The 16,609-nt window shown below is 75.0% G+C and carries 14 protein-coding genes; 7 read left to right on the forward strand and 7 right to left on the reverse strand.

The window, feature by feature from the left end:
- Positions 1-112 precede the first annotated feature (112 nt).
- Positions 113-1,000 carry a serine hydrolase gene (locus A8713_RS13430; RefSeq protein ID WP_064533717.1) on the forward strand — a complete coding sequence of 296 codons (888 nt, stop codon included), beginning with the start codon at positions 113-115 and terminating at the stop codon, positions 998-1,000.
- 393 nt (positions 1,001-1,393) lie between these two features.
- Here A8713_RS13430 and A8713_RS13435 read toward each other — a convergent pair whose 3' ends face one another.
- The 3 genes from A8713_RS13435 to A8713_RS13445 form a co-directional block, all read right to left on the reverse strand.
- Positions 1,394-1,960, reverse strand: a complete 567-nt coding sequence (locus A8713_RS13435; RefSeq protein WP_064533718.1) for an ATP-binding protein — start codon at positions 1,958-1,960, stop codon at positions 1,394-1,396.
- Between the two features lie 1,076 nt (positions 1,961-3,036).
- Positions 3,037-3,549 carry an EF-hand domain-containing protein gene (locus tag A8713_RS13440; protein ID WP_064533719.1) on the reverse strand — a complete coding sequence of 171 codons (513 nt, stop codon included), beginning with the start codon at positions 3,547-3,549 and terminating at the stop codon, positions 3,037-3,039.
- Positions 3,550-3,767: 218 nt separating this feature from the next.
- The gene (locus A8713_RS13445) at positions 3,768-4,136 is read right to left on the reverse strand and encodes an STAS domain-containing protein (protein ID WP_064533720.1); all 369 of its coding nucleotides are present in this window, start codon (positions 4,134-4,136) and stop codon (positions 3,768-3,770) included.
- Positions 4,137-4,526: 390 nt separating this feature from the next.
- Here A8713_RS13445 and A8713_RS13450 point away from each other — a divergent pair, with 390 nt between their 5' ends.
- Entirely contained in the window at positions 4,527-5,117 is a 591-nt protein-coding gene (locus A8713_RS13450; RefSeq protein WP_064533721.1) for a sigma-70 family RNA polymerase sigma factor, read from the forward strand.
- The gene (locus A8713_RS32215) at positions 5,114-6,463 is read left to right on the forward strand and encodes a zf-HC2 domain-containing protein (RefSeq protein WP_107440633.1); all 1,350 of its coding nucleotides are present in this window, start codon (positions 5,114-5,116) and stop codon (positions 6,461-6,463) included. Before A8713_RS13450 ends, A8713_RS32215 begins: the two co-directional genes overlap by 4 nt.
- A gap of 57 nt (positions 6,464-6,520) precedes the next feature.
- On the opposite strand, the gene purU is transcribed toward A8713_RS32215, so the two are convergent.
- Together purU and A8713_RS13470 are read right to left on the reverse strand one after the other, a co-directional pair.
- Positions 6,521-7,420: a formyltetrahydrofolate deformylase gene (purU, locus tag A8713_RS13465; protein ID WP_064533722.1), complete on the reverse strand. Its 900-nt coding sequence runs from the start codon at positions 7,418-7,420 to the stop codon at positions 6,521-6,523.
- A 60-nt stretch (positions 7,421-7,480) separates the two neighbouring features.
- Positions 7,481-7,981 (reverse strand): SCO4402 family protein, encoded by a 501-nt coding sequence (locus tag A8713_RS13470; protein WP_064533723.1) that lies wholly within the window; start codon positions 7,979-7,981, stop codon positions 7,481-7,483.
- 117 nt (positions 7,982-8,098) lie between these two features.
- Between A8713_RS13470 and A8713_RS13475 the strand changes: the two genes are divergently transcribed.
- Positions 8,099-9,409 carry an ABC transporter substrate-binding protein gene (locus A8713_RS13475; protein ID WP_064533724.1) on the forward strand — a complete coding sequence of 437 codons (1,311 nt, stop codon included), beginning with the start codon at positions 8,099-8,101 and terminating at the stop codon, positions 9,407-9,409.
- Between the two features lie 70 nt (positions 9,410-9,479).
- On the opposite strand, the gene A8713_RS13480 is transcribed toward A8713_RS13475, so the two are convergent.
- Together A8713_RS13480 and A8713_RS13485 are read right to left on the reverse strand one after the other, a co-directional pair.
- Entirely contained in the window at positions 9,480-11,231 is a 1,752-nt protein-coding gene (locus A8713_RS13480) for a hypothetical protein (protein ID WP_064533725.1), read from the reverse strand.
- A gap of 189 nt (positions 11,232-11,420) precedes the next feature.
- Positions 11,421-12,806 carry a hypothetical protein gene (locus A8713_RS13485; RefSeq protein WP_018567120.1) on the reverse strand — a complete coding sequence of 462 codons (1,386 nt, stop codon included), beginning with the start codon at positions 12,804-12,806 and terminating at the stop codon, positions 11,421-11,423.
- A 460-nt stretch (positions 12,807-13,266) separates the two neighbouring features.
- Here A8713_RS13485 and A8713_RS13490 point away from each other — a divergent pair, with 460 nt between their 5' ends.
- The 3 genes from A8713_RS13490 to A8713_RS13500 all read left to right on the forward strand — a co-directional run bounded on the left by A8713_RS13490 (position 13,267) and on the right by A8713_RS13500 (position 16,478).
- Entirely contained in the window at positions 13,267-13,932 is a 666-nt protein-coding gene (locus A8713_RS13490) for a bifunctional DNA primase/polymerase (protein WP_064533726.1), read from the forward strand.
- A 102-nt stretch (positions 13,933-14,034) separates the two neighbouring features.
- A complete protein-coding gene (locus A8713_RS13495; protein ID WP_079158953.1) occupies positions 14,035-14,829 on the forward strand; it encodes an ABC transporter ATP-binding protein in 795 nt (264 codons plus the stop codon).
- The gene (locus A8713_RS13500; protein ID WP_064533728.1) at positions 14,826-16,478 is read left to right on the forward strand and encodes a hypothetical protein; all 1,653 of its coding nucleotides are present in this window, start codon (positions 14,826-14,828) and stop codon (positions 16,476-16,478) included. The genes A8713_RS13495 and A8713_RS13500 overlap by 4 nt, the downstream gene beginning before the upstream one ends.
- Positions 16,479-16,609 lie beyond the last annotated feature (131 nt).

Here is a 16,609-nt window from a genome sequence, read left to right on the forward strand (position 1 = left end):
CGCCGCCCTGCCCCCGCCGGACCTATGGCCCTTCTCACAATCCGGTCGAAACAGGGACGAGGGTGACGGGCGTCACCGCCCGCCGCCGGGCGTTCTGTTTATGTTTCGCCCCATGCCGAACCCTTCGCGCTCCCGGCAGCGCCGCCCGAAGACCGGAGCCCTGCTCGCCCTGGCCGCGGTGCTGCTGCCCGCGGGCGCGCTGGCCGTCGCCGCACCGGCCCAGGCCCGGCCCGAGACCCGGGCGCAGTCGCAGCCGCAGGAACCGCGGGCGGGCACGGCCCGGGTGACGGCGGCGGTGCTGCCGCTGGACGGTTCGCGGCAGCGGCCCGCGGTGTACGGCGACGACACCGCGTACGACACGGCCAGCATCATCAAGGTCGACATCCTCGCGGCGGCGCTGCTGCGGGCGCAGGACGCCGGACGGACCCTCACCGCGCGGGAACGCGCCTACGCGGAGCCCATGATCCGGCGCAGCGACAACGCCTCGGCGAACGCCCTGTGGCGGCAGATCGGCGAGGCGCCGGGGCTCGAAGCGGCGAACCGGCGGCTGGGCCTGACCGAGACCCGGGGCGGTTCCGGCCCCCGCTGGGGTCTGACCCGGACGACGGCGAGCGACCAGATACGGCTGCTGCGCGCGGTGTTCGCCCCGGAGAGCGGCGGCACGGCGGGCGGCGGCACGGTAAGCGGCGGCACAGCGGGCGGCGGTGCGCTGAACGCGGCCTCCCGCTCCTATGTCCGCACCCTGATGAACGGGATCGCCGACGACCAGGACTGGGGTGTCTCGGCGGCCGGGTCGCCCGCGGGGGCGGCACTGAAGAACGGATGGCTCCAGCGCAGCACCTCCGGCCTCTGGGACGTGAACAGCGTCGGGCGGGTCACCGTGGACGGGCGCCCCTATCTGGTGGCGGTGCTGTCCGACGGCAACGCCTCGATGAGCGAGGGTGTTTCGCTGGTGGAGCGCACCGCGCGGGCCGCCGTGTCGTCGACCGCCGCGCGCTGAGGGCGCGCCCGGAACGGGCCCGTCCGTCCACAGGCTGTGGACGGCCCCGGCCCCGGGGACCTCGACGTCCGGACGGCGGTACGCCCATGCCCGCCCCGAGCACGGCACCGCGCACCGCCGCCCGGCTCCGGCGCACCGGTCCCACCCCCCTCACCCCTGAAGGGACCGGTCGACGCCGACCTCACGACTCACATGCGTCGAGGGCTCCGACCCCCGGGCTCCCTCGACGTCCCCTCACGGCGAATCGCTGCCACAAGCGTGATCAAACGGACACGGACCGTCAATGGCTGCTCGGAGATTCGCCCGTTATGCCGGTATCACAACGGGCGCGCACAGAAGCACCCCCGGCGCACACCACCCCGTCCGCACCGCTCGCGGGTCCCTCCGGACCGCCTACACCGCCTGGTACCTCAACGCCCCGTGCGCCGCGCCCTCGTGGTCCGCGCCGTTCGACCCGGTGGCCGCCCGGTAGGCCGGAGCCTGCCAGGCCGCCGCGTCGAGTCCGGTGCCGTCGCACAGGGGGGCCTGGCCGCCGCAGCCCGCGGGGCGCGCCGTGACGGACGCCACCGGCGGCGGACAGCGGTCCAGTTCGCACCAGATGCGCTTGCCGGCGCCCTCCGCGCTCCAGCCCCAGCGGTCGGCCAGGCCGTCGACCAGGGCGAGGCCGCGGCCGCCCGTGGCCTCGTCGCCCGCGCAGCGCGGCACGGGCGCGCACGTACTGGCGTCGGTCACCTCAAGACGCACGGTCGCCGTCTCGGCCGCCGTACCGGGCAGGGAGAGGCGCAGCACGGCCGGACAGCCGGTGTGCACCACCGCGTTGGTGACCAGCTCGGAGACGAGCAGGACCAGCGTCTCGGCGAGCGGCTCGTCGGCCGCTATCCCCGACCCGGCGAGACGCGACCGGGCCCACCTGCGGGCTCGCCCCACTTCCGCGGGGTCGGGCCGGATCTCCAGCTGCACTTGAAGCACCTGCACCGCTCACACCATCCGAACCGGCGGACCCGCGACCCCGCACTGTGCGGGGGCCGCGAGCACAGCCATTCTCTGCATGGCCAGAACAACGGCCAGAGCAAGGGTCACGGACTGTGACTCCCTTGCCAGACAGCATGGTTGACGTACCGTCACCGCAACAAGCGCTTCGGGCATATTCCCGCGCGAAGGAGTACCCGTGCGGCATACTGTGCGACGCCCGTCACCGGGAATCGAACCCATGGGCGACACAGGCCGCCCGACCTCGCGAACAGCGGCGCGCACCGCCGGATCCGGGGCCGCCGCTCGGGCAACACCGGTACACCCGGCCCTCGGAACCACTCGCATCTCACACAAGGTACCCGAGCCGGACGGCGACTCCGGGACGTGACGAGTCAGGTCGGCGGCCCCATCCGGCCGCGACTCTCCGTGATCATTATGTGCCGCGTTCCGGAAGAGGCGGGCGCCGGACGGCCCCTCACCGCGGTCCGGCGGTCCGTACGCCGTGCCGTGACGGCCGGTCCGCTCCGGCCGGTCATCGATCACTCTCCGTGACATCGAAACGGCGGCGGATCCCTCGCGCCACCCGGCCGCCGGGGCGGGCGGACGCGTGGACTGCCTGGTGAGGGGAGTGCGCTCGGGCGCGGGGAGGCGGTCGGGGACGGTGCGCGGACGCGGGCTCACGGCCGCGCGCGCGACCCGCGCGGGGACCCGCCGGACCGGCGGCGGCGCACCGCCGGGCGGGCCGTGTCCCGCCGGGCGTACGTTCCCGGCGCACCGCGCCGCCGGAGCGTGCCGCGCCGCCGTACGGGCCCCGGCCGGGCCCCGGCAGGTCATCCGAACTGCTCGCTCGTCCGGGCGTGTTGCGCCCGTCTCTCGCACACGCGCACACCACCGCCCGGCTGTTCGGACCAACGGGCGGGACGGCGGACGGGACAGCGGGGCGGACGGCGGGCCGGGCAGTGGTGAGGGGGGCAGCGGAAGGGTGAGTGGGCCGGGGGGCGGGGAGGGCGGGGCGCCGGACGGAGCGGGCAGCGGCACAGCCGGACGGCACAGCACGGCGGCGCCTACTCGGGAACGGTGAAGTAGCGGGCGAAGGCAGGCACGATCTCGTCCTCGCCCACCCGGCCGTCCGCGTCCGCGTCGAGCGCGTCGGCGGTCGCCCGCGCGATCTCCTCGGGCACTCCCAGCACCCTGAGCACCCGTACCGTGTCCGCGACGGTCGCGGCGCCGTCTCCGTCACCGTCCGCGACGGCCAGGGCCGCGTGCAGGAAGGGCCGGGCGATCTCGGCGAACCGGTCGGGAGTGTCGCGCAGCCGTTTGACGGCGCCGGTCACGAACTCCTCCCGGGTGATGCGCTGGTCGCCGTCGCGGTCGGCGATCCCGGCCATGCCCTGCCAGAAGGCCTCCGCCCCGGCGTACAGGGCCTGGCCCTTGTCGGAGCGCGCGGGGGTGCGGAACTCGGCGAGCAGCGCCCTGGCCGCCACGCCGAAGTCCTCGCGGGCGATGTAGCCGTTGCCGTCCTGGTCGAAGGTGGCGAACCGGGCCGCGATCCTGCGCTCGTACTCGCTGCTGACCATGTCTTCTCTGGCCGCCTCACATGTGGGGGTCTGCGTCGGCTCGGAGCGTACGACGCGGGTGGCCCCCAGGGGCCGGAACGCCGTGGCTGTGCCAGGACCGGGTGAATCCCGGACACGACCGGAGCACGGAGGGCACGAACAGCGCGGGGGGAGCGCGGGGAGCGCGTGGAGCGTGCGGGACGGGTCGTGGGAAGCGCGGGAAGCCGGAGGGGGCTCGCTCAGGCGGACAGGGATTCCTCGTCGACGGCCGCCGCCAGGTCGGGATAGACGTCGAAGAGGCGGCGCACGCCGAGGGCGCCGAGCACGCGGTTGACGTGGGACCCGTCGACGGCGCCCCCGGCGGGCAGGATCAGCCGCAGCCGGCCCTGGCAGGAGCGGATCAGACGGCGGGCGGCGATGAGCACGCCGACCCCGCTGGAGTCGCAGAAGAAGACCTCCGAGAGGTCCAGCACCAGGTCGTGCCGCCCCTCGGCCACCACGTCGTGGACGCGCTGGCGCAGCAACGGCGAGGTCACCAGGTCCAGTTCGCCCGCGACCCGCAGGACGCTCCATCCGCCCTGTCCGTCGCCGGTCACGTTCAACGCCACGGCCTGCCCTCCGCTCGCCGGATCTTCCCCGGAACCGCCCGGAACCGCCCGGAAACGGAAGCAGTTCCTACGCTTCATTCCGCGCGGCTGCCCAGCGGCCGTTCCCCCAAACGCCGCACAGCAAACGACCATGGTGCCCCAGAGGACTTGTTTCAGTCACATTCGGGATCTTTTCCATCAGACCCGATCGCAGATGATCTGGAAGAGAGGGGGTAGCCGACGCTTAACACGCCCCCCTACCACCTGGGGCTCTCCAGGGGGCGCACAACGGCATAAAGGGGCGTGCGCGGGCGAATGTGCCGACTACATTCGAGGAGACCAGGCAGACACGCTGGACCGGTCACCTCCCCGGGGCAGCGCCCCGGGACGGCCGGGCGCGAAGGGGGCCGCATGGCGAAGAAGGACGCACCGCCCCGCTGGGACCGCGAGATGCGGCGGCGGCTGGCCCGCGGCGAGGCGGCGGCGCTCGGCGAGCTGTACGACCGGTTCGCCCCGCTCGTGCACGGGCTCGCGCACCGCGTACTCGGCGTACTCGGCGACGAACAGGCGGCCGACACCATCACCCGCGAGGTCTTCCTGCACGTCTGGCAGCACCCCGGCGCCTACGAACCGGCCGAGGGCCCGCTGCGCTCCTGGCTGGCCGCGCTGGCGCACCGGCTCGCCGTGGAACGGCTGCGCACCACCGGCGCCGCCCCCGCCGCCGCCGACGGCACCGGCTCGCCCGAGAACCTGGAGCACCGGGTGCGCCGCGCCTCCGTCGCCGCCCGCGCCGACCACATCGTCCACTCCCTGCCCGCCCCGCTGCGCGCCGCCCTCGACCTGGCCTACTTCCAGCGCCGCGACTACCACCGGGCCGCCGCCGACCTCGGTGTCTCCGCGGACGAGACCCGGCGGCGCCTGCGCCTCGGACTGCATCTGCTCGCCGCCGCCCACGACGCCGGCGGCCCCGGCGCCCCGCCCGGCCGCGGGGGCGCGGCATGAACGCCGGCCGTGCCGCCGGCGGCGGCCGCGCGCCCGGGAGCGGCGGACCGCCGGCCGCCCCGGCACCGGAGGCGGTACGAACGAAGGATCCGACCGTGCCGGAGCACCACGTCCTGAAGTCCCTGCTCGGCGCCTGGGCCCTGGCCGCCTGCACGCCGCAGGAGACGGCGGCCGTCGAGGAGCACCTGGGCGGCTGCGGCAACTGCGCGGACGAGGCGCTGCGGCTGCGCGGGGCGGTCGGCCTGCTGCACCGGCCCGACAGCCTGGACCTGGATCCGGGTCTGCGGGCCCGGGTCCTGGACGCCTGTCTCGAGCGGCGGCCCCCGAGCGTCCCGGTGCCCGGCTGGGCGGCGCCCTACGACGCGGAGACGGCCCGCCTGGACGCGCTGCTCCAGGACTTCGGGAACGCCGAGTGGCACGCGCCGGTGCGGCTGCGGTGGTTCGAGGACGGGCAGGCGGTGGGCCGGCGGAGCACGGTCGCCGGGGTCATCGCGCATCTGATGAGCGTCGACGGGCTGGTGGCGGTGGCGCTCGGCCTCGACGACCCGCTCGGCGGCCTGCCCGCGCGCGGACCGGCTCCGGCCGCGCGCACCGAGGCGTACTGGCGGTCGCGGCCCTACCCGCCGACCCGCGCGGTCCGCGGGCCCTGGCGGGAGCAGACCCACGCGCTCGTCCGGACCGCGTCCCTCACGGGTACGGACGACGGCCCGGCGGGGAGCCCCGTGAGCGGTGCGGGCGGTGCGAGCGGTGCGGGCTGTGCTGCCGGGGCGGCTGGTGCGGGCGGTGGGCCGGGCGGTGGGCCGGGCGGCCGGTCCGGTGGTCCGCCCGGTGATCCGTACGCGGTTCCGCACGCGGTTCCGTACGGTGACTTCACCCTGCCGCTGCGGGACGCGATGGTCGACCGGGCGTTCGAGTGCTGGGTGCACGCGGAGGACATCGCACAGGCCGTGGACTACCCCTACGACCCGCCCGCCCCGCGCCATCTGCACGAGATGATCGACCTGGCCGCCCGGATGCTGCCGGGCGCGCTGGCCACCCGGCGCCGGGCCGGGCTCGCCGCGCCCGCGCGGACCGGGCGGCACCTGGTGGCGGTGGGCACCCCCGCGCGCAGCGTCCGGCTGGAGATCGAGGGCCTGGGCGGCGGCGAGTGGCTGGTCCCGCTGGACGCGCCGGGCGCGGTGGGCTCGGCGGAGCACCAGGTGGCCCATGTGGCGCTGGACGGAGTGGAGTTCTGCCGACTGGCGGCAGGCCACGTCACCCCGCGCGAGGCGGCGGCCGGACAGGACGGCGACCCGGACGCGGTCAGCGACGTCCTGTGCGCGGCGGCCGCGCTGAGCCGGATGTGAGACACCGGGCCGAGCCGTGCGGGGGCTCCCGCACGGCGTCCGCGCGGCGCATCCGTCCTACGCGAAGACCACCGTGCGCCGGCCGTTGAGCAGGATGCGGTGCTCGGCGTGCCACTTCACCGCGCGCGCCAGCGCCTGGCACTCCACGTCGCGGCCGATGGCGACGAGCTGGTCGGGGGTGACGCCGTGGCCGACCCGCTCGACCTCCTGCTCGATGATCGGGCCCTCGTCGAGGTCGGCGGTGACGTAGTGCGCGGTCGCGCCGATCAGCTTCACGCCCCGGGCGTGCGCCTGGTGGTACGGCTTGGCGCCCTTGAAGCTCGGCAGGAAGGAGTGGTGGATGTTGATGATCCGGCCGCTGAGCTGCTTGCACAGGTCGTCGGAGAGGACCTGCATGTAGCGGGCGAGGACGACCAGCTCCACGTCCTGCTCGCGGACCAGTTCCAGCAGCCGCGCCTCGGCCTCGGCCTTGGTGTCCCGGGTCACCGGGATGTGATGGAACGGGATGTTGTACGAGCCCACCAGCTCGGCGAAGTCCGTATGGTTGGAGACCACCGCCGCGATCTCCACCGGCAGCGCGCCGATCCGGGCGCGGAACAGCAGGTCGTTCAGGCAGTGCCCGAACCTGCTGACCATCAGGACGATCCGCATCCTGTCCTCGGCCCGGTGGAGCTGCCAGTCCATGCCGAAGGAGTCGCCGACCGCCGCGAAGCTGGCCCGCAGCTTGTCCACGGTCACCGGCGGCTCGGCGGAGAAGTGGACCCGCATGAAGAACAGTCCCGTGTCCTGGTCGCCGAACTGCTGGCTGTCCACGATGTTGCAGCCGGTCATGAAGAGATAGCTCGACACGGCGTGCACGATGCCCTGCTTGTCCGGACAGGAGAGGGTCAGGACGTACTGGTCGGCCTGGCCGGCCTCGGCCGGGGCCGTCGCGGAACGGGGGGACTGCTCAGTCATGCGGAACAGGGTCCCACACGGTCCGCCCTGCGCGGGCCGCCGTCCCGCGGGCCGGGACGGCTACGCGGCGCGCGTCATGAGGCGCAGGGTCTCCAGGCTGCGCGGCGGCGCGGCCGGGTCGTCGCCGTCGCTGGCCGCGAGGCGCAGATGCGCGTCGTGCGCCGCCCGCACCGCCTCCGGCCAGCCGTGGTGGTCGAGATAGGCGGAGACCGGAGCGTCCGGCCCCACCTGGTGCATGATCCGCAGCACCCGCAGCACGGCCGTGTCGACGAGGGCCGCCTCCTGCGAGTCGCGGAAGATCGTGCCGACGTACTTCTCGGCGGACCAGCTGTCCAGCCAGGTGTCCTCGACCAGGCGGTAGACGGCGTCGGTGACGTCGCCGTACCCTTCGACGCCCGCGAGCCAGACGTCCCGCTGGAACACCGGGTCGGAGAGCATGTGCAGCGCGGAACGCACATTGCAGCGCCAGCGCCACCACGGCATGTCGTTGAGTGGCATGCCGCCCATGGTGGAGGAGCGACGGCCACGACGGGAAGAGTTCTCCGAACCTTGCACGGTCATCGATCGTACGTTCTCCTTCCCGGTGTCCCCACCGGCCCCCGTAATTCACCTGTGCGTCACCCATTGTCGGCCATGGATCACTCCGGGGTTAGGGATGTGCCGGAATCGTGCGGAAGCATGACCGGCAGGCGAGACAGGCACACCGCACTCCGCACCGCCGCGCGGCCCGCCGGACGGAGGAGAACCCTCCGGACCGCGGGCGCGCTGGCGGCGGCCGTCTCGCTGTCCGCCGGCTGCGGTGTCGTCCCCGGCACCACGGGGGGATCGGGGAACGACACCGTCACCGTGATGACCTGGGCCCCGGACAGCACCGCGGCGACCAACAAGCCCGGCATGCCCGCCATGGCGCGCGCCTACGCCCGCTGGGTCAACGACGCCGGCGGCATCGCCGGGCACAAGCTCAAGGTCCTCACCTGCAACGACAGCAACGACAGCGTGGCCGCGGCCAAGTGCGCCCGGCTCGCCGTCAAGGAGGACGTGGCCGCCGTCGTCGGCTCGTACAGCCAGTACAGCGACTCCTTCTTCCCGCCGCTGGAGAGCGCCGGCATCCCCTACATCGGCGGCTACGGCCTCACCACCGCCGAGTTCACCCGCGCCCTGTCCTACCCGGTCAACGGCGGCCAGCCCGCGCTGCTGGTCGGCCTCGGCCGGGAACTGGCCAAGAACTGCGGTCCGGTCGCCCTGGTGCGGCCCGACAGCATCGCGGGCGACGAGCTGCCCGGACTGCTCGACGCCGGTCTGAAGGCCGGCGGCCACCGCGCCGCCCACGACCAGCCGGCCGCCGAGGACGCCACCGAGTACGCGGGCGAGGCCGACAGGGCGCTGGCGCAGGCGACCTCCGGGCCGGGGAAGAAGGGCTGTGTGATCCCGGCCCTGGGCGAGCGCACCAACATCTTCATGGACTCCTTCCGCCGCGCCCGCGCCCACTACCCGGCGGTACGCACCGCCGCCGTGCTCGGCAACGTGGACCAGACCGTCATCGACGCCAGCGGGGGCCCGGCGGGCCCGTACGAGGGGGCGTCCGTCACGGGCTGGTACCCGGTGGCGGACGATCCGCGCTGGAACGCCATGAAGAAGGTGATCGACGAGCAGGCGTTCGGCGACAACCGCGTCGACCCGGCGGACGCCGGGGTGCAGACGACGTGGATCGCCTACACGGTGCTCCGGGCCGTCCTGGAGAAGATCGGCTCCGGGCCGGTGAACGCCGGGACCGTCCGGCGCGCCCTCGACTCCGGTCTGGCCGTCGACACGGGCGGGCTGACCCCGCGGCTGCGCTGGCCCCTGTCCGGCCCCTTCGCCCCGGCCGGCTTCGCCCGCCTGGCCAACGCCGACGTGACCCTCCAGGCCGTGCGCGCGGGGCGGCTGGTGTCGGCCACGAAGGGCTTCGTCGACGTCACCGGGCCGCTCCAGGAGACGGACCCGGACTGACCCGCCCGCGCCCGGCCGCGAGGAACGGAGAACGGGGCCGGGGAACGGGGGCCGGGGAACGGCGAACGGGTCAGAGCTGGGTCGGCTGGCGCTCGGTGAGGCCGTACTTCCTGGCGATGGCGTTCCACAGCTTGGCCGCCTTGGCCTTCTGGACGCTGGCGACACCGCTCTGGTGGTTGGCGGCCTGCGTGTGGCTGGTGTTGCGGGCGTGGCCCTTGTCGCAGCCCTTCTTGCCGCGCGCCTGGTCGGCCCAGGCCGCGTAGTGCTGGTCGGCCGACTGGGACGCCTTCCAGGCGCTGGTGAGCGCGGCGGTCAGCTCCGCGTGCTGGGGCAGCTTGTCCACCGGCAGCGCGCCGAGCCTGGTCACCAGCGCGGCGCGCTGCTTGGCGGCGCTGCGCAGATCGGCGGCCGCCCCGCTGAGGTCGTCGCACTTCTTGACGTCGTCCACCGCCTTGATCACGGAGGCCCGGCTGCCGCCGCTGTCGGCCAGCAGCTTGTCCAGCGCGACCGCCTGCTCGCGGGCGGGGTCGGGAGCGGCCGGGGCCGAAGAGGCACCGCCGGTGGCCGGGGCCGCCGAGGAGACGTTCGCGGCCTTGTCGGTCTTGTCGTCGCTGCCGCCGCCCCCGCTCAGCAGCGCGCCGGCGCCCACGCCGAGGGCGACGATGCCGACGCCGACCGCCGCGATCAGCGGCATCCGCGAGCGGGGCCGCCGCCCGCCGCCGTCCTGGCCGTCCGGGCCGCCCGCGTACGGCGGGCCGGCCGGGCCGCCCGGCCCCGGCTGGAAGGTCTGCGCGGGAGGCTGGCCCAGGTTGACGGGCGCCCCGCCGGGACGCAGGCCCGGTCCGGACCGGCCGTCGCGCGGCTGGAGGTGCGGAAGCTGCTGCGTGCCCGGGGCGGTGCCGCCCGAACCGTCGCGGAACAGGTTGTCGAACTCGGCGGGCGTCTGCCGCCCGCCGCCCGCACCGGGGCCCGCGCCGAACGGCGGAGCCGGGGCCCCGCCCGGCCCGCCGGGCACCGGCGCGATGTACTGCGTGGCCTCGGCGTCCGGCCCGGCACCGGGCACGGCGGGCGGCAGGCCGCCCGACGGCACCGGGGGTATGTACTGCGTCGCGCCCTCGTCCACCGGCGCGGCGGGCACGGGCGGCAGGAACTGCGTGGCGCCCTCGTCCGCCGACCCGGCGGCGACCGGGGGCAGGAACTGGGTGGCCCCCTCGTCGGCGGGCGGCGGCAGCGGGACACCCGCCGACGTGCCGTACGGGCCCGGCCCGGCGGCCGGAGGCAGGGGCGCCGCCTGGTGCTGGTGCTGGTGCGGATGCTGCGGGGGCGCCTGGTGCTGCTGGTGCTGCTGGAATCCCTGGTGCTGCTGGGGGGCCTGTCCCTGGCCGTGGCCCTGCTGGTACCCCTGGTGCTGCTGGTACGGCGGCTGCGGGGCGCCGCCGTGGGTGCCGTGCCCGGGGGCCGGTGCGCCCTCCGGCGGCAGCGGGCCCGCGCCCGGGTGCCCGCCGGGCCCGCCGTGGGCGTCCCACTGGCCCGACGGCGCCTGCGGATACGACGGCGCGGTCCCCCACGTCTGGGTGGGCGGCGCCTGCCAGTCCTGCCCGGACTGCGGCCGCTGCTCCCCCTCCGGGCCCCAGGGCTGCCCCCAGGACTGTCCGCCGGCGGGCGGCTGGGCCGGGCCCGGTCCGGCCGGCTGCGCGGGCGGACGGCCGCCCGGTCCGCCGGTCGTGCCCGGCAGCAGGGGCTGCCCACCGTCGGAAGGCAGCACGATGCCTTCGCGCGCGGGCCGCGCCGAGGGCTCCTCGCCCTGTCCACTCTGCGTCACCGGGACTCCTACGAATGGGGGACTTGCGGAATCGTCGGCTCACGCTACCGGGTCCCCCGAGCCCGGTGCCACGCAGCACAGGGCTCGGCCGCCCTCCTCCCCACCGCGGTAACGGATCCGGGGCCGGGCGCGCTGTTGTACGGCATCCTGCGGCGCCGTATCTCCCCCGCGCGCCCGGCACTCCCCCGCTCACGCCGCCATCTGCACCTCCAGTCGCGCCCCGAACTCCCGTACCACCGGCTCGTCCCGGTACGGGTCCAGGCGCTGCTGGAAGTCCTCCAGATACTCGGCGCCCCGGTTGGACCGCAGCCGCTCCAGCAGCTCCACCGCCTTCAGGCCGGTGGCACAGGCCTGTTCGACCTCGCGCTGCTGCACCTGTGCCGTGGCGAGCAGCACATAGCCGATGGCCCGGCGCCTGGTCCGCGAGAGCGGATGCCCCGCCAGCGCCTGCTCGGCCTGGCGCGCCGCCGCCTCCGCCTGTCCCAGGTCACGGTGGCAGTGCGCCAACTCGTCGGCGAGATACGCCTCGTCGAAGTGCGCGATCCAGGCCGGGTCGTCCCCGGTGTCCGGCGCGGCGCGCTCCAGCGCGCCCACCGCGCGCCCCGACGAGAGCTGGGCCGCGCGCGCGTCCCCCAGCAGGGCGTGTCCGCGCGCCTCGGCGGCGTGGAACATCGCCTCCGCGCGCGGGGTCACCCGGCCGCGCGCCCCCTCCTGCGCCGCCCGCGCCAACTGGGCGATCTCCCGCGGGTTTCCGAGCTGGGCGGCCAGATGGCTCATGGAGGCGGCCAGCACATAGCCGCCGTACCCGCGGTCCCCGGCCGCCTGGGCGAGCCGCAGCGCCTGGATGTAGTACCGCTGGGCGAGCCCCGGTTGACCGGTGTCCACGGCCATGTACCCGGCCAGCTCGGTCAACCGGGCCACGGCGCCGAAGAGATCGCGGCCCACCGCCTCCCGGTAGGACCCGGCGAGCAGTCCGGACACGACGCTGTTGAGGTAGTGCACGACCACCGGGCGCACATGCCCGCTGCCGTGGGTGTGGTCCAGGTCGACCAGCGCCTGCGTCATGGCCCGTACCGCCGCCACGTCCGACTGCCCCACCCTCGGGCCGGCCGAGCGCGCCACCTGTCCGTCCGGCGCGGTGATCAGCCAGTCGCGGCTGGGCTCCACCAGCGCCGAGGCGGCGACGGAGGAGCCGGACAGGAAGTCCCGCCGGCCCACGTCGCTGCGCCACAGCTCGCAGACCTGCTCGATGGCCCCCAGTACGGTCGGCGAGAACTGGAGACCCACGCCCGAGGCGAGGTTCTTGCCGTTGGCCATGCCGATCTCGTCGATCGTGACCGTACGGCCGAGCTTGCGGCCCAGGGCCTCGGCGATGACCGCCGGGGCCCGGCCGCGCGGCTGCTGTCCGCGCAGCCAGCGCGCCACGGACGTCTTGTCGTAGCGCAGGTCGAGGCCGTGTTCGGCGCCGCACATGTTGACCCTGCGGGCCAAGCCGGCGTTGGAACAGCCCGCTTCCTGGATGAGCGCCTGCAGCCGTTCGTTCGGCTGCCGCGCGACGAGAGGCCTGGCGGCCATGGCGTAAACCCCCTGCTTCCTGGCGGCTCGCGTGGCTGCGGTGCCCTGCCCACGCACCGACTCTGACGTGTCTTGCACGACCGGATCCCGCCCGTCACGGCCGAGTTGTCCGGTCGTGAAGATCAATGCCCCACGGACATAACGAAAATGCGGGACATGCGAAGATTGCCGGAGTACTGGAGCGGAAAAGCGAGGCGGACACCCCTGTGTCCCCTGGTACCGCCGCACCCCCGTCGCTCCCGATTCCCCCGTACGGACGCCCGTGAGCGCCCGTGGGCACCCCCGCCGCGAACTTCCCCACAACCACTACCCCACGCCCGCCGGTGCCCCTCCCGCGCGCCCCCGCACATGCACCCGTGCGCCCCGGGTACGGACCGGATGCTCCTCCCCCGCGCGCGGGCCGCCTCCCGAGCCCCCGGTGTGCCCGTAACTCCAGGTGGGCGCGGGAGTTGAGTGGAGCGTGGAAAAGACGATCCCGGGCGCGGAAGCCGCACAGACCGCCGGTCAGATCCCCAAGCAGCGCGGAGACTCGCTGCCGGAGACCGCCGTTCGCTACACCGAGGAGCGCCACTGGGACGTGGTCCCCGGCACCTGGCTGGTGACCGCCGACGGGACCCCGCGCTGCTCCTGCGGCGACCCCGGCTGCACCGCGCCCGGCGCACACCCGGCGCACGACGACTGGGCGGCCCGCGCCACCGGCAGCGCCACCGTGGCGCGCCGGATGTGGCAGCAGCAGCCGGACGCGTCGATCCTGCTGCCCACCGGGCGCTCCTTCGACGCGCTCTGCGTCCCGGAGAGCGCCGGGTTCCTCGCCCTGGCCCGGCTGGAGCGGTGGGAGCTGACACCCGGGCCGGTGCTTCTCACGCCCGGCCGCCGGATGCAGTTCCTCGTCCTGCCCGGCGCCTGCGCCAAGCTGCCCGGCCTGGTGCGCAGGCTGGGCTGGTCGCCGGGGTCCCTGGACCTGGCGGCGCTGGGCGAGGGCGGCTGGGTCGCCGCGCCGCCCACCCGGTACGGATCGCGCGGCGCCGTGCAGTGGGCCTGCCGCCCCACCCCCGCGAACCGGTGGCTGCCGGACGCGGAGGAACTGGTGCCCGCGCTGGCGTACGCCTGCGGCCGGGACAAGTAGCCCGGACAGGGTGGCGGGACGACGGGGCGGATCGAGGAGGCGGATCGAGGAGGCGGGACGGACGTCCGGGACCGCCCCGGCGGCTCCCCCGTAGGGTTCTTCCTGACGGAGGGAGCAGCAGTGACGACTACGAGCGCCGTACGGATCCAGGGGCTGTGGAAGCGGTTCGGACAGCAGGTCGCGGTGGCCGGGATCGATCTGGACCTGCCGGCCGGCCGGTTCATCGGCCTGGTCGGGCCGAACGGAGCCGGGAAGACCACCACCCTGTCCATGGTGACCGGCCTGCTCCGCCCCGACCAGGGCACCGTGGAGGTCGTCGGCCACGACGTGTGGCGCGACCCGGTCGCCGTGAAGGCCCGGATCGGCGTCCTGCCCGAGGGACTGCGGCTCTTCGAACGCCTCTCGGGCCGCGAACTCCTCTCCTACTCCGGCCTGCTGCGCGGACTGCCCGGCGCCGAGGTGGAGCGGCGGGCCACCCAACTGCTCGACGTGCTCGACCTGGCCGGCGCCCAGCACAAACTGGTCGTCGACTACTCGACCGGCATGCGCAAGAAGATCGGACTGGCCGCCGCGCTGCTGCACAACCCCGAAGTGCTCTTCCTGGACGAGCCGTTCGAGGGCGTCGACCCGGTCTCCGCGCAGACCATCCGGGGCGTCCTGGAGCGGTACACCGCCTCCGGCGCCACCGTCGTCTTCTCCTCCCACGTCATGGAACTCGTCGAGTCCCTGTGCGACTGGGTCGCCGTGCTCGCCGCGGGCCGCATCCGCGCGCACGGCCCGCTCGCCGAGGTGCGCGGCGACGCGCCCACCCTCCAGCAGGCCTTCCTCGAACTCGTCGGCGCGCGGGGGCGGGACGCCGGGTCCGACCTCGACTGGCTGGGCGGCGGCACCCGATGAGCACCGGCTCCCGGACGGACGCCGTCCCACCCGCCGCCCCTGTCGCCCCCGCCACCGCCGCCGCCCCCGTCACCGCCGTACTCGTACGGCTGAAGCTGTCCCTGCTGCGCAACGGACTGCGCCAGTCCGGCGGACGACGCGCCGCGTACGTCGCCTCCGCCGTGGTCGCCCTGCTCTTCGGCGTCCTGCAACTGCTCGGCTTCGTGCTGCTGCGCGGCCATGAGCACGCCGCCTCCGTGGCCGTGCCGTGCGCCGCCGTGCTCGCCCTCGGCTGGGCGGTGATGCCGCTGTTCTTCCCCAGCGGCGACGAGACGCTGGACCCGACCCGCCTGGTGATGCTGCCGCTGCGCCCGCGGCCGCTCGTCCGGGGCCTGCTGACCGCCTCCCTGGTCGGCATCGGGCCCCTGTTCACGGCGCTGCTGCTGATCGGCTGTGCGATCTCGGTGGCGCACGGCGCGGGGGCGTACGCCGTCGCGGTCGTCGGCGTCGCCCTCGCGCTGCTGGTGTGCGTGGCGCTGGCCCGCGCCGTGGCCGCCGCCAACACCCGCCTGCTGACCAGCCGCAAGGGCCGCGACCTGGCCGTGCTCAGCGGGCTGGTCGTCGCGGTCGGCGCCCAACTGGTCAACTTCGGCGCGCAGCGCCTCGGCTCCTCGGGGCTCGGACGGCTCGACCCGGTCACCGACGTGCTGCGCTGGGTGCCGCCCGCCTCCGCCGTGGACGCGATCGACTCGGCGAGCGACGGCTCGTACGGTGTCGCGGCGGCCCAGCTCGCCCTGGCCGCCGCCGCGCTCGCCGTCCTGCTGCGCGCCTGGTCGCGCACCCTGACCCGGCTGATGACCTCCCCCGACGCCTCCACCGTCCAGGCCCCCGACGCCGCCGCCCGCAAGCGCACCGCGGCCCCGGGCCGGCGCCGGCTGCTCCCGGCCGGCCGCACCGGCACCGTGATGGAACGCTCGCTGCGCTATGTGCTGCGCGACCCGAAGACCAAGGCGGCCTGGGTGACCTCGCTGGCCATCGGGCTGATCGTGCCGGTGTTCAACGCGCTCCAGGGCACCGGCTCGGTCTACCTCGCCTGCTTCGCGGCCGGGATGCTCGGCGTGCAGATGTACAACCAGTTCGGCCAGGACACCTCCGCCTTCTGGATGGTCGCGCTCACCATCTCCTCGCCGCGCGACGCCTACCTGGAGCTGCGCGGCCGGGCCCTCGCCCTGCTGGCCGTCACCCTGCCCTACGCCACCCTCGTCACGGTCCTGACGGCGGCGCTGGTCGGCGACTGGGCCCGGCTGCCCGAGGTGCTCGGGGTGTCCTTCGCCCTGCTCGGCGCGATGCTGGCGACCGGGGCCTGGGCGTCGGCCCGCTTCCCGTACTCCATCCCGCAGGAGGGCTACAAGAACGTGGCCCCGGGACAGGCCGGGCTCGCCTGGATCGCCATCTTCGGCGGCATGCTCGCCGCGGCCCTGCTGTGCTCCCCGGTCATCGCCTTCGCCGTCTGGACCCACGTCAGCGCGACCGGCGACGGCCTCGGCTGGCTCCTCCTGCCCGCCGGCGCCTTCTACGGCACCGCCGTCACCCTCCTCGGCCTGCGCCTGTCCGCCCCTCGCACGGCATCCCGCCTCCCGGAGATCCTCACAGCGGTGAGCAAGGGCTGACACCGGGCGCCGCAGATTCCGGCAGCGGATCCGCACGCCGCCCCTTCCCTTGGCGATTCCCAGGGGAGGGGGCGCCCGACGCCCGACCCCACCAGTGTCCGGGACCGCCGCCCCGAGGCGCATGACACCAC

This window comes from Streptomyces sp. SAT1, from assembly GCF_001654495.1.
Classification (GTDB): Bacteria; Actinomycetota; Actinomycetes; order Streptomycetales; family Streptomycetaceae; genus Streptomyces; species Streptomyces andamanensis.

What these genes read in the sequence shown, in the direction of transcription:
- A8713_RS13450 (WP_064533721.1), top strand. Translation starts at nt 4,527, where the DNA reads ATGGCGAAGAAGGACGCACCGCCCCGCTGGGACCGCGAGATGCGGCGG.
- A8713_RS13500 (WP_064533728.1), top strand. Translation starts at nt 14,826, where the DNA reads ATGAGCACCGGCTCCCGGACGGACGCCGTCCCACCCGCCGCCCCTGTC.
- A8713_RS13440 (WP_064533719.1), bottom strand. Translation starts at nt 3,549, where the DNA reads ATGGTCAGCAGCGAGTACGAGCGCAGGATCGCGGCCCGGTTCGCCACC.
- A8713_RS32215 (WP_107440633.1), top strand. Translation starts at nt 5,114, where the DNA reads ATGAACGCCGGCCGTGCCGCCGGCGGCGGCCGCGCGCCCGGGAGCGGC.
- purU (WP_064533722.1), bottom strand. Translation starts at nt 7,420, where the DNA reads ATGACTGAGCAGTCCCCCCGTTCCGCGACGGCCCCGGCCGAGGCCGGC.
- A8713_RS13475 (WP_064533724.1), top strand. Translation starts at nt 8,099, where the DNA reads ATGACCGGCAGGCGAGACAGGCACACCGCACTCCGCACCGCCGCGCGG.
- A8713_RS13430 (WP_064533717.1), top strand. Translation starts at nt 113, where the DNA reads ATGCCGAACCCTTCGCGCTCCCGGCAGCGCCGCCCGAAGACCGGAGCC.
- A8713_RS13485 (WP_018567120.1), bottom strand. Translation starts at nt 12,806, where the DNA reads ATGGCCGCCAGGCCTCTCGTCGCGCGGCAGCCGAACGAACGGCTGCAG.
- A8713_RS13470 (WP_064533723.1), bottom strand. Translation starts at nt 7,981, where the DNA reads ATGACCGTGCAAGGTTCGGAGAACTCTTCCCGTCGTGGCCGTCGCTCC.